The organism is Pantoea sp. SS70, from assembly GCF_029866845.1.
Lineage (GTDB): Bacteria > Pseudomonadota > Gammaproteobacteria > Enterobacterales > Enterobacteriaceae > Pantoea > Pantoea leporis.
Genome location: NZ_CP117200.1, coordinates 688,158 through 700,829, shown reverse-complemented (window position 1 = coordinate 700,829; position 12,672 = coordinate 688,158). Strand labels below are relative to the sequence as shown.

12 protein-coding genes are annotated in these 12,672 nt (G+C 54.0%); 4 read left to right on the top strand and 8 right to left on the bottom strand.

Annotated elements, in window-relative coordinates; genetic code table 11:
- Positions 1-3: 3 nt before the first annotated feature.
- Positions 4-1,002 (top strand): GlxA family transcriptional regulator, encoded by a 999-nt coding sequence (locus PO881_RS22775; RefSeq protein WP_280173074.1) that lies wholly within the window; start codon positions 4-6, stop codon positions 1,000-1,002.
- 79 nt (positions 1,003-1,081) lie between these two features.
- Positions 1,082-2,299 carry an MFS transporter gene (locus PO881_RS22770; RefSeq protein WP_280173073.1) on the top strand — a complete coding sequence of 406 codons (1,218 nt, stop codon included), beginning with the start codon at positions 1,082-1,084 and terminating at the stop codon, positions 2,297-2,299.
- A gap of 11 nt (positions 2,300-2,310) precedes the next feature.
- Here PO881_RS22770 and PO881_RS22765 read toward each other — a convergent pair whose 3' ends face one another.
- On the bottom strand, positions 2,311-4,251 hold the full coding sequence (locus tag PO881_RS22765) for a methyl-accepting chemotaxis protein (protein WP_110866973.1): 1,941 nt from the start codon (positions 4,249-4,251) through the stop codon (positions 2,311-2,313).
- A gap of 269 nt (positions 4,252-4,520) precedes the next feature.
- On the opposite strand from PO881_RS22765, the gene PO881_RS22760 reads away from it, so the two are divergent.
- Positions 4,521-5,630, top strand: a complete 1,110-nt coding sequence (locus PO881_RS22760; protein ID WP_280173072.1) for a Fic family protein — start codon at positions 4,521-4,523, stop codon at positions 5,628-5,630.
- A gap of 42 nt (positions 5,631-5,672) precedes the next feature.
- Here the strand turns inward: PO881_RS22760 and PO881_RS22755 are convergent, their stop codons facing one another.
- The 3 genes from PO881_RS22755 to PO881_RS22745 form a co-directional block, all read right to left on the bottom strand.
- Positions 5,673-6,020 carry a YebG family protein gene (locus tag PO881_RS22755; RefSeq protein ID WP_222234002.1) on the bottom strand — a complete coding sequence of 116 codons (348 nt, stop codon included), beginning with the start codon at positions 6,018-6,020 and terminating at the stop codon, positions 5,673-5,675.
- A gap of 73 nt (positions 6,021-6,093) precedes the next feature.
- Positions 6,094-6,888 (bottom strand): SIR2 family protein, encoded by a 795-nt coding sequence (locus PO881_RS22750; RefSeq protein WP_008108794.1) that lies wholly within the window; start codon positions 6,886-6,888, stop codon positions 6,094-6,096.
- The gene (locus PO881_RS22745) at positions 6,885-7,445 is read right to left on the bottom strand and encodes a non-canonical purine NTP pyrophosphatase (protein ID WP_101761408.1); all 561 of its coding nucleotides are present in this window, start codon (positions 7,443-7,445) and stop codon (positions 6,885-6,887) included. Before PO881_RS22745 ends, PO881_RS22750 begins: the two co-directional genes overlap by 4 nt.
- 399 nt (positions 7,446-7,844) lie before the next feature.
- On the opposite strand from PO881_RS22745, the gene PO881_RS22740 reads away from it, so the two are divergent.
- Positions 7,845-9,005 carry an EAL domain-containing protein gene (locus tag PO881_RS22740; protein ID WP_225614485.1) on the top strand — a complete coding sequence of 387 codons (1,161 nt, stop codon included), beginning with the start codon at positions 7,845-7,847 and terminating at the stop codon, positions 9,003-9,005.
- A gap of 529 nt (positions 9,006-9,534) precedes the next feature.
- Here the strand turns inward: PO881_RS22740 and PO881_RS22735 are convergent.
- The 4 genes from PO881_RS22735 to PO881_RS22720 are packed head-to-tail and all read right to left on the bottom strand — an operon-like array spanning position 9,535 to position 12,666.
- Entirely contained in the window at positions 9,535-10,440 is a 906-nt protein-coding gene (locus PO881_RS22735) for an ABC transporter substrate-binding protein (protein ID WP_192235003.1), read from the bottom strand.
- Positions 10,440-11,234, bottom strand: a complete 795-nt coding sequence (locus tag PO881_RS22730) for an amino acid ABC transporter ATP-binding protein (RefSeq protein ID WP_110868468.1) — start codon at positions 11,232-11,234, stop codon at positions 10,440-10,442. Before PO881_RS22730 ends, PO881_RS22735 begins: the two co-directional genes overlap by 1 nt.
- Positions 11,218-12,144 carry an amino acid ABC transporter permease gene (locus PO881_RS22725; RefSeq protein WP_110868467.1) on the bottom strand — a complete coding sequence of 309 codons (927 nt, stop codon included), beginning with the start codon at positions 12,142-12,144 and terminating at the stop codon, positions 11,218-11,220. The genes PO881_RS22730 and PO881_RS22725 overlap by 17 nt, the downstream gene beginning before the upstream one ends.
- 9 nt (positions 12,145-12,153) lie before the next feature.
- Entirely contained in the window at positions 12,154-12,666 is a 513-nt protein-coding gene (locus tag PO881_RS22720) for a GNAT family N-acetyltransferase (protein WP_101761402.1), read from the bottom strand.
- Between the last annotated feature and the right edge of the window lie 6 nt (positions 12,667-12,672).

Genomic DNA, 12,672 nt, shown 5'->3' with positions numbered 1-12,672 from the left:
CAAATGATAAAAACTGATGAAAACAGCGTTGTCGCGGAGATTGGCTTGGTGATCTATCCCGATTGCCAACTCGCGGCGATATATGGCTTAACCGATATGTTCAGGATTGCTGCGGAATGGGCCGAGAATATATCGGGTGAAGAGCGCAAGCGGACGATTCGTGTCTCACATTGGCAGATCGATGCGCACAGCGATCATATGGTTTGCGTCTGGGATAGCCATCCCGATACAGCACATCGCCTGAGCCACGTGATTGCGCCGCCAAGTCTGGTGGTGCCAGCGAAAATGGTGCCCATGAAGGTGCCCGCCGACTGGATGAGTGAGCTTTATGACGCAGGCGTAACGCTCTGTTCGGTGTGCGCCGGTGCCTTTGTGCTGGCCGAAACCGGACTAATCGATCACCGTCGCGCCACCACGCACTGGGCCTTTGCGCAGACGCTGTCGGAGCGTTTTCCTGCGGTAGACGTCGCGGTGGAAAATATGGTGATTGACGATGGCGACATTATTACCGCCGGTGGGATTTTGGCGTGGACCGATTTGGGTTTAACGCTGATCGAAAAAGTGCTCGGCACCGGCACCATGCTGGCGACCTCACGCTTTTTACTGATCGACCCGCCGCGACGCGAGCAAAGCACCTATTCGGCATTTATCCCCAATTTCGATCACGGCGATAGCCAGATTCTGCGCGCGCAGCATCATCTTCATGCCCATGTTGCCGAGCATCACAGCATTGAGAGCATGTCGGCGCTGGCAAGCATGACGCCACGTACTTTTCTGCGCCATTTCCAGAAAGCGACCGGCCTGCGGCCAACGGATTATTTGCAGCAGGTACGCATTATGAAAGCGCGCGACGCGCTGGAGCTGAGTAATCGTTCGGTCGATCAGATCGCCTGGGAGATCGGCTACAGCGACCCTTCCGCTTTCCGCAAAATTTTCCGCAAGCTCACCGGCGTCACGCCCGGCCAGTATCGGCAGCGGTTTGGTACCCGGCAACATAATTAACGCCCATCACGGCAGGAAAATTGCCGTTTTCCTGCCATGATTACGTTCGTCCCGTTCCGATTACTTGCTAAGGATTTCTATGCCACTACGTTCGCTTCAGGCTCTGTGTCTGGTTAACTTTTTTATGGCTGACGTACGAGATGGTCTTGGGCCTTTTCTCGGCATATTTCTGACAGAACGCCACTGGAATGCAGGAGATATTGGCTGGGTGATGACCGCCGGTGGCCTTGCAGGGCTGGTTGCCACTCTGCCGGCGGGTTTAGCCACAGACGCTACTCGCCATAAACGATCGTTGCTGCTCATCGGTTCACTCCTGATCACCCTATCCACCTTGCTGCTGTGGTATTTCCATCAGGGATGGATCGTGGTTTTATCGCAGATTGTGACTGGCCTTTCCGCCGCGCTCATCGCGCCGATGTTGACGGGTATTACCCTTGGCCTGGCCGGTCCGCAAGGATTTAGCCATCAAATGGGGAGAAATGAAGCCTTCAACCACGGCGGAAATATGACAGCCGCCATTATTGCGGGTGCTTCAGTGTGGTTGTGGGGAACGGGTGCGGTGTTTGTACTCATGACGACGATGGCGCTGTGCGCAGGTGCAGCCGTGCTGGCTATTCGTCATAACGACATCGATAACCTTGCCGCGCGCGGGCTTTCTGGCAGCGAATCGGCCAGCAACGTCCCACGTCTTTATCAGATTGCCCGTAATCCTGCCGTCATTATCACGGGAGTCACGCTGTTACTCTTCCATCTTGGCAATGCCGCGCTGTTACCTATGCTGAGCCTGCGGGTGGCGGCAGCGCACAATTCAGCCATCAGCCCCGGACTTTATGCTGCCGCCACGGTGGTTATTTCACAATGTGTGATGATTCCCATGGCGCTGTATGCTGCACGTCACGCACCGCGTTTTGGCTACCCCGTGCTGATCACGGCGGCGCTGCTGGTGCTGCCATTACGTGCGTTGATTGCCTCCGCTTTTGACGGCGCTTATTTCATGATTCCGGTACAGATTCTAGATGGCGTAGCGGCGGGTCTGCTGGGCGTGGCGGTGCCGGGTTATATCGTGAAGGTGCTTGAGGGCAGCGGACATACCAATGCCGGTCAGGGTTTTATCATGCTCATGCAGGGCGTCGGCGCGGCAATGAGTCCCGCGTTGGCGGGAAACATTGCCGCAGCCTATTCCTATCGCAGTGCGTTTGCCGTGCTTGGCGCGATCGCCCTGGCGGCGCTGATCACCTGGTGGATAGGCAGCCGTTATTCAGAGAAAAACGGCGTGCCACGCTCAGCACGTTCTTAGCTGAGGCTCGATTAACTCAGCTGGAAACGCCCAACGGTGTTCGCCAGCTGCGAGGCCTGATCTTCCAACGAACTGGCGGCGGCAGACATCTCTTGCACCAGCGCGGCGTTCTGCTGCGTGGTGCTGTCCATCTCGTTCACCGCGATGGTCACCTGACTGATGCCGCGCGCCTGCTCATCGGAAGCGATCACGATTTCACCGATAATGGTGCGCACCGAATTCACCGCCTGCGTCATCTCCTGCATGGTCTTGCCCGCATCCTGCACCAGCTGCACGCCGCTGCCGACGCGCTGCGTGGATTCTTCAATCAGCGCGCCGATATCTTTCACCGCATTGGCGCTGCGTTGGGCCAGATTACGGACTTCCGACGCCACCACGGCAAAGCCGCGTCCTTGTTCTCCGGCACGCGCCGCTTCTACTGCGGCGTTCAGCGCCAAAATATTGGTCTGGAAGGCGATGCTATTGATGATGGCGGTGATGTCGCCAATTTTCTTCGCGCTGTCGTCAATTTGCGCCATGGTTTGCACCACTTCGCCCACCAGCGTTTCACCACGGCTGGCAATGTGCGTGGCGTTGTCGGTGAGCGTTGTCGCCTGATGCGCGTTGGTGGCGTTGTGTTTCACCGTAGCAGTGATCTGCTCCATGCTGGCGGCGGTTTGCTCTAGGGCGGCAGCTTGCTGCTCGGTACGCGAGGCGAGATTAAGGTTGCCGCTGGCGATTTCACCCGCGCCCTGACGCACCGACGAACTGGCATCCTGAATCTGTCCCACGATATCGCGCAGCTGGTTTTGCATGGTATGCAACGCATAGAACAAGCTGCTGTTATCGCGCCCTTTCAACGTGATGACGTTATCGAGTTTGCCATCGGCGACGGCCAGCGCGATGGTCGCGGCTTCCAGCGGTTCGCCACCAATCGGCTTCAACACTTTGCGGCTGAACAGCATGCCAAGCAGCGTACATACCACCAGAATGCTGATGATCATCAGGATCACCGCGTTAATCAGTTGACGATGCGCCGCCGCCATCACCTGGCTGACCGGCGCAACCACGCCGAGATACCATTTCTGATCGCTGTTACCAATCACCACCGGCTGCCAGGTTACCAGCGCATCTTCACCCAGCAACGCATCATGATGTTCCATCACGCTGCTGCTGAAGTTATGGGTATCACCTTTCCACGGCTTGCTGGTCTGGCTTTTATCCGGATAGGAAACCACATTACCCGCGCTTGAGAGCAGCATCGCATAGCCGCTGCCATCCCACGGTTTGATTTTGTTGACCTTCTCCTGCAGCGACGCCAGCGAAATATCGGACGTCACCACGCCCCACAGTTTGCCCTGGCTCACAATCGGCGCCGCTACCGAAGTCAGCAGCGTCGGCACGCCGTTGTAGGCGTAGCTGTAAGGCTCAATCAGCATATCTTTCTGACTTTTTTGCGGCAGCAGATAGTAATCGCCCTGACCTGGCGTGAAGATCGAGGTCAGCGGATGCAGGTTAAAATTGCCGGTTTGATCGCGATCGACGAAGAAGGCGTAGCGACCTTTCGGTGCCGCATTGGCTTGGGTGGCGAACTCCGCGTCACGTCCGTCGAAGGCGTTCTCTTCGAAGATCACCGAGATCGACAGGTAATCGGGATTATCGCGCAGCGCCGATTCCATCAGCTTATCAGCAACTTTACGGTCCTGAATGCCCGCCGCTGGCAATGCGATCAAGCTGTGGCCGAGGTTATGCGCCACATCGCGCGCGTAGCTAAGTTCATGCTGAATTTGCAGCGCCTGGCTTTGTGCAATCTGCTGCAGATAGCTTTCGGCCAGTGACTTTTGTTCGTTACTGGATTGCCAGCTCAGCACGCCGATGGTTACGGCAAAGCCGAGTGTGATGGTTAAGGCGCCCGTCAGCAGCATCTGCGTGCGGGTGCTCATTGTTTTCTTGGGTGATGCGTGTTTGGCCATTATGGCGCTCCTGGAGTTGACACTTTTCGGTATTCAGAACCACTCCCTGTGCGCGTGCATCCTTTGAACACTCTATCGGCGCGCGGCGGTGGAACTTGATGGCAAGGTACCAAACTCCGGTGGATTGCCATTGATGGTGACCGACATTAACTCAGCGCCAGATGCCTGCCTGCTCTACTGGTCAATGAGCCGATTACAGACTATTATTCAGCTCAATATATGAGCCGAATATCCGTTCTATTCAGCTCACGCGATTCAGGAGTGACTTTATGATGTGGATTTGGCAGCAGCCTGATTGGCCGCAGTTTCGCTGGCAGGATGAGAAATTACTGCCGCGCCTGCGCCAGTTGCAGCAGCAGCGCGGCGTCTTGCTGGGCCGCGCCAGCGTGCAAGATAACAGCGATCAACAAACGCTGGATACGCTGCTCAGCAATATCCTCTCTTCCTCAGCGATTGAAGATGAGCGCGTCAACGCGCAGTCGGTACGATCGTCCCTTGCCCGCCGTTTAGGTGTTTCGCTCGATCAGCCTTACCCGGTTTCCGAACGTTCCGAAGGTTTGGCAACCATGATGATGGATGCCATCACGCAACGCGATCAGGAACTCACGTTGGCGCGTTTATGCCAGTGGCATCGCTGGTTATTCCCCGCAAGCGAATGGACCATCAAGCGACTGAATGTCGGCACGCTGCGCGGCGATGAACCGATGCAGGTCGTTTCGGGGCGTATCGATCGGCCAACGGTACATTTCGAAGCGCCGCCGCGCGCCGGGCTGGAGGCACAGCTTGAAGAATTTATCGCGTGGTTTAATCACAGCCGCGCGGATCCGCTGCTCGACCCGCTGTTGCGCGCCGCGCTGTGCCATCTGTGGTTCGTTACGCTGCACCCGTTTGATGACGGTAATGGACGCATCACCCGCGCCCTGACCGATTTGGCGCTGGCGCAGGCGGATAGCCAGAGCATCCGCTTGTATGCCATGTCCGCATCGATTCTGGCGCAACGTGCCGATTATTACCGCATCCTGCAGCAGACGCAGCGCGGCGCCATGGACGTCACCGATTGGCTGCTGTGGTTTTGTGATGTGCTGAATGACAGCCTTGAGCGCGCGCTGGAAACCGTCACGCGCACGCAAAACAAAGCGCGCTTCTGGTTAATGCACAATGCTGCTGAGCTGAGTGCGGAGCAAACCCGCGTGCTGAATCGCTTACTGGATGGCGGTGAACAGGGATTTAACGCAGGTATCAGCGCCGGCCAGTATCAGAAGGTGGCGAAAGTGAGTAAAGCCACGGCGACGCGACATCTGACAGAACTGCTGGCGAAAGGTTGTCTGGAGAAATTACCCGGCGGCGGGCGCAGCACGCGCTACCAGATTAAGCATTGATGGGTAACCAGGTGCGCATCAATGCGCACCTGACAAAACAGCTTACGCCGCTTTAACCGCGCGGACTTTCTTTTCCGGCGCTACCGCTTCCGCTTCGCTCTCGGTTTCCGCAGCGGCTTCTGGCACTTGCGCAACCTCTTCTGCCTTTACAATATCCGGCAGCTTGCTGGTGCGCAGGATATGCTGCACCGCGTCTTTCTGTTCAGCCAACAGCAGACCCAATGCTTCGGCCTGCGCTTCACCCAACTCTGGCTGATGTTGCTGTAGCCAATCGGTAAAGGCGTCTGCCATATCGAGCATTTTGTCCCAGGCATCCGCGTCTTTTTTATTGGCAAATGTCATCTTTTCTTCACCCTTTCTGACTACAACATATTTGGTTTCGACTGCCATGATGCACCTCGATTAACTGTATTTATATACAGTATATTCTGATCAAACTTTTCCAGGCAATGACTTTCTGCTGTTAAGCCAGTAATTCTTCCAGGAATAGCGCCAACGCTTTGCGCGGATCGTCCTCTTCCGAGACGATCATCTCAATGCCCCACTGCCCTAATACCTCTTTTGCCACCGGGTTATTGCGGTTGGTGAACAGGTACGATTTAGGACGCGCGGTGGCCAAGCCGGTACGGCCCCACATTTTTGTCAGGCGGTAGAATAACAGACGAATATTGAAATCGCTGATGCTGTAGCCCACAAACAATACCGAGTTGCCCATGACGTCGTGCGTGAGTTTGATATCCAGCGGCGAATCAAAATAGAGGCGTTCAAAGTAGCTGCTTTCATCCAGCACAATTGACGTATCGTCGTCGAAATCACCATGCAGTTTGATGATGTGGCGCTTATCTTCAGTCAACGACACCAAATCTGCCGCGTTCGCGACTTTACTGTAAGGCACGTTGTGCGCCTCATGCGCCATTTCAAGCCAGCGATCGTAATTGGTGGTGTAGATGCGTGAGAAATTGCCTTGGGTGATCATGGTATGGATTTCAGAACTGCGCACGTCAATATCCGGGCGATGCCATTCGCGATCCATCCAGCTGCGCAGCGGTCCCAGCGAGCCTTTACGCTGCTTGTAATACTCCGCCAGCGACAGATGCGTGCCGTAGGTATTGAAGATTTTCGGGTCGTAGCCCAGCTCTTTAGCCAGGTGCGCAATCAGCTCATGCCATTCCGGCAGGCCAAGATTGCGTGAAATGCCTGCACCGGCGAACAGGATCAGTTTACCGGCGTCGTAGGCGCGTTTTAGCTCGGGTTTCATGCCAATCCCCGCGATGTTTTCAAAAAGGTTGCGAAGCGATCCAGCGCCAGGCGACGCATCGAAATCTCATTTTTCAGCTCGCCCATTTCGGCGAAGGTTTGCGTATGCCCTTCCGGGATAAACACGCAGTCCCATTGAAATTCGCGTGGACCAGCAGGCTCGGTGGCGATGGTGCCGCGCAGTTCGCCTTCGAACTGATACATTTTTTGCCCATCGCAATAGCCAAGCACGGTTTTTGCCGTGACGCAGGCGCTATCTAAACCGTTCACCAGTTTGGTGAAGCGCTCGGCATTCAGGCGGCTCCAGAAGATGCGCGTCAATCCGGCCGGTAAGCCGTTCAGGCCATCCAGATAGAGCCCGGTGTGTTCGACAAACAGCGGACGACCAATAATAGAGAACGCTTTGGTGAGCTTGTCGCGCACCAGTTCAACCTCATTTTCAGTCTGAATCTCTTCAATACGGCGTGCGATTGGAAGCACTTCGACACCGACCGGCTCAAGGATGGTACGCACCTCGGCCAGCTTTAGCTCGTTGGCAGACAGGAATCGTATTTTCATTGCAATCAGTATGTTGAAGGTGAGTTTAAGCTTTGTGAAAGCCTTTCCGTTGGTCGTTGATTCTAACGCGCCTACCGGGAACTGGATAGGAACAATCTTTGATCGGAGAAAACAAAATTATGACTTTCCCGATGCATGAATCTAGAATAATTATGCGATTCAATTTAATAAATATGACAGAAAAAATGAGAACCTCAGATGATTTCTTATTTTAGCTCCAGATATTCCATGCTAAAAGATTTACCCTTCATTTTGCAGGGTGATAACCCAGAGAAAAAATTGCGCTTAACTCTGCTCATTGCTGGATTTTCCAGCATCCTGGCGGGTTTTTATATGGTAGTGACGAATTTCATTAAGGGAGAAAATGGTGTTTCCGCCTTATATTGCCTGAGCACCGCGATGGGATTTTATATTGTCATTGCGGCATTCCGTGACAAGCTGAACAAACATCTCTACATCATCGTGCATGCTTTGTTACTGATCATAATGCTGTTGTTTCTGCTGGATAATGACCACAGAGTAGAAAAACACTCAGAGTACAATTATCTGGTGGCGTTAACCGTCGGCTCAGCATTGGTATTACGCCAGCAAACACCTTACTTAAGTAAAATATTCCCGTTAATCTGCCTGGTGGTTTATCTGTTTTTTATCTCGACCGGATTAACCTGGCAACATAGCGCGTTTCAGCTCAATATTCCGCATGAATCCGGCTTTTATATCGTCAACTGTGCAGTGCCAATGATCGCGCTGTTGTTGACGGCATTCACGCTGCGCGGCAACTACTCCGAAACCGATTTGATCAAACGCGAACTTTCACAAGCCATCGAAAAGAATCAGCTGGAGCTCTATTACCAGCCACAAGTCGACAGCAATAAAAAGCTGATTGGATTTGAAGCCCTGCTGCGCTGGAAGCATCCTGTTAAAGGCTTTATTTCACCCGAAGTGTTTATTCCAGTGGCCGAAAAAAGTGGCTTGATTATCGACATTGGCAAGTGGGTGATGGAACACACCTTACAGCAAATCGCCGAATGGGATCGCGGTCAGCACCTTAGTGATTTGGTGTTTTCTGTTAACATCAGTCCGCTGCAGTTAATACACCGCGATTTCACCCAGGATACCTTGTTATCGCTGTCACATTATAAAATCCGCCCCGAACGCCTCAAGTTTGAAATTACTGAAACCACCTTTGTCTACGACCAGAAGCGTATTGGCGACGTAATCAGCCATTTTAGCCAATTAGGTGTTAAATGGGCGATTGATGACTTTGGCGTCGGCTATTCATCGCTTAAATCGATCAGTGATTTTGCCATTGATGATATTAAGATTGATAAATCATTAATCATGCAGATTTTTAAAAATGAGTCATCGGCGATTGTGGTGCAGAAAACCATCGAGTTATCGCGTGAAATGGGTCTGAATGTGCTGGCTGAAGGCATCGAGAGTGAGGAGTATTTCACCTACCTGCGCGATAAAGGCTGTCATCTGTTTCAGGGCTACCATTTCGCCCGCCCGCTGCCGCCCGCAGATGCGCAGGTATGGATCAAAAAAGCCAAAATATAATCTGCTGTTTTGCAGGGTCGCCATTTATGGCGACCGGCACACGAAATATTAACTAAAACAGCAGTTTCGCGAGGAAAAGTCCTAACCCAAGTGTCATGAATTGCATTGCTACCAGCCATTTAGTTTGTATCATTATCGCCTCATACAAATCGCTGTTTATCGACTCCACCTTAACTCCTCTGGACTCGACATCTTGCTTAGTCGCATCATTAGATTTGTTCGCTGGCACATCGGTGAAAAGTACATTAACCTGACTTTCAAGTCTGCTGCCTCTTTCCTGCATTCCCTTACCTCCGTTGAATGAATGCACATCACACAAAACCGTAAGCATCCTGGCACTAAAATATTTTTAAAACATTAGCGTTTCGAATAACAGAATGATGTTTTAGGGAGATCATTGGTCTAATTAGTGGAAGCCATAACTAACAATAGAAAATTTAATGTGAGCCGACCTAAAACCCAATGAAATAAAAAAAGCCCACAACTTTCACATCGTGAGCTTTCTCGCAAAATTAAGCAGAACAGAAAATTACTGGTAAACAATCCCCGGCGGATTTACCTGCGAGGTTTCCACCGCCTCTTCCTGTTCGCCCCAGCGTGCCAATACTTGTTTGTACTCGCCGCTGGCAATCGCGCCATTAATTGCCTGCTGCAGTGCCACATCCAATCCATTACCTTTTTTAGTGGTCACCGCCACCCAGGCGCGGAACGGGCCGTGACCGACGATTTTGGTCTGCCCGCGCGAAGCGACTTTCCATGCTGCCAATGATTGAGGGCCAAACGTTGCATCCGCACGTCCCGAAAGCAGCGCCAGCGTGGCCGCCGCATCATCGTTGAGATAGATCGGCTGCACCGGCGCTAAGCCCTGCGCGCGGTTCTTCTCATCCCAGCTGAGTAAAATCCGCTCCTGATTGGTGCCCGAACCCACAATGATGCGCTTACCCGCCACATCTTCGCGGCCCTTAATCGCGGTTATCGCGCTGTTGGTTTTCACCGCAAAGGCGTGGTTATCCGCGCGATAAGTGGCGAAATCGAACTTCTTTTTGCGCTCTTCGGTGACGGCAATATTGAACATCGCCACGTCATACCGTCCAGCGGTAATACCCAGCGGCCAATCTTCCCAGGCGGCTGGCACCAGCTTCAGCTTTAAACCCAAACTGTCCGCCAGCAGACGCGCAATATCCGGATCGCTGCCGATCAGCGTTTTATTATCCGACGCCCATAAACCGATCGGCGGCGAGTTCATCGCCGTAGTGGCGACGGTCAAGTAACCCGGATTCACAAAGTGAAAACCCGCCGGAATCTTCGCGATAGCCTGGGGATTCGCGGCTATATTGATCGGCGTTTCGTTGTTTTTGGCATCCAGCGTTTCTGCTGCGATGGCTGGCGCGCCTGACATCACTGTCAGCAACGCCGCAATAATCACTCGTTCCATTAAAGTACCCGCGCCAGAAAACGTTTGGTGCGCTCGTGGCGCGGCTGATTCAGCACCTGATTACTGCTGCCCTGCTCAACAATGCGTCCATCGACCATAAACACCACGTTGTCCGCCACTTCACGCGCAAAACCGACTTCGTGCGTGACAATCACCAGCGTGGTGCCGGAACGCGCCAGCTTTTTGATCACATCCAGCACTTCACCCACCAACTCGGGATCGAGCGCTGACGTCGGTTCATCAAACAGCATCACGCGCGGATTGAGCATCAAGGCACGCGCAATCGCGATACGCTGCTGCTGGCCGCCCGACAAATGGCGCGGCCATGCATCGGCTTTGTGACGCAGGCCAACCACATCCAGCAATTCACCCGCACGATCAATCGCTTCACGGCGTGACAGTTGACGATGCGCAATCGGCGCTTCAATCAGATTCTCCAGCACCGTCAGATGCGGGAACAGATTGAAGTTCTGGAACACGTAGCCAACGTTGATGCGCTGACGCAGAATCGCCTGCTCTTTCAGCTCATACAGCTTGTCGCCGCGACGCTGATAACCGATGTAATCGCCATCGATCTGGATATAGCCTTCATCAACGCGCTCCAGATGGTTAATGGTGCGCAGCAGCGTCGATTTGCCCGAGCCAGACGGCCCGAGAATCACCGTCACCGATCCCGGTTCCAGCTCCAGCGACACATCATCCAGCGCTTTCAGTTTGCCGAACGACTTGCTCACGCCGGTAATGCTAATGGCGCCAGCGGTATGCAGATTGCGGTAATCAATGGCTTCGGACATGGGAAAGCTCCTCGGTTGCAGGTTTGGCGCTGCGGTTACGCCATTGACGCCAGCGCGACGGCTGCGGTTCACGGGTGACACTGCGCGCCAGCCAGCGCTCAACGCTGTGCTGCAGCAGTGACAAAACGGTGGTGATGATCAGATACCAGGCCGCGCCGACCATCAGCAGCGGAATCACCTGCTGCGTGCGGTTGTAGATCATCTGAATGGTGTAAAACAGTTCCGGCATCGCCAGCACGTAAACCATTGAGGTGCCTTTGGCGAGGCTGATGATTTCATTAAAAGTGGTAGGAATAATCGCGCGCAGCGCCTGCGGCAGAATGATGCGGAAGGTACGGCGCGTGGAGGATAATCCCAGCGCCGAAGCCGCTTCAAACTGGCCGTGATCGACACCCAAAAAGCCGCCGCGAATGATCTCAGCACTATAAGCGCTCTGCACCAGCGTCAAACCAATCACCGCCGCCGGGAACTGGCCGAGCACGTTGATGGTCTGGAAATGGCCCCACGACAGCGCGGTAAACGGAATGCCGAGCGACAGCGTGTCGTACAGATAGGAGAAGTTGTAGAGGATGATCAGCACCACGATCAGCGGCAGCGAGCGGAACAGCCAGATATAGCCAAACGCCAGCGTACTCAGCAGCCAGGATGACGAGAGACGCGCCAGCGCCAGCAAACCGCCAAAAATCAGGCTGAGTATGGTGCCAAACAGCGTCAGCAGCAGCGTTTGCCCCAAACCGCTGAGGATCACCGGATCAAAAAACCATTTGGCGAACACGCCCCATTCCCAGCGCGGATTGAACGCAACCGAATCAATCACGCTGGCCAGAATAAACAACGCGACAATCGCGCCGACGGTACGTGCCGGATATCGCGCCGGCACCACGGTTAAACGTTGTGGTTCATTACGCATTACAACTCCTTAGCTGGCCTGCGCCACGCTATGTACATCAATCACTTTCAGGAAGCGCAAGCGTCCATCGTGTGGCGGCTGGCTGTAGACCTCCATATCCTCCAGCAGCTCAAACTGCGGCTGATAACCGTGGCCGATATACAACTTCACCGCTTCTGGCTGGCGGAAACCGGTGGTGAGAAACACGCGCTGATAGCCCGCACGCAGCGCACGGCGCTCCAGTTCCTGCAGGATCAGCAGCGCCAAGCCCTGACGACGCAGATCGCTGCGCGTCCAGATGCGTTTAAACTCAGCGGTCACCTCGTCGTAAGGTTTATACGCGCCCATCGCGATGATCTCGCCGTCACGCTCCAGCACGATAAACAGCCCGCGCGGCGGCAAATACCATTCGGTCAGCTCCACCTCTTTTTGGCTGGTGAAGAACGCGCCGTAGCGCGCGGTATATTCACCAAACAGTCCGGTCAAAATCGGTTGCAGCTCAGGCGCTTCCGGTGATACTTCGCGGAACAGTTGCTCGCTCATGCTGCC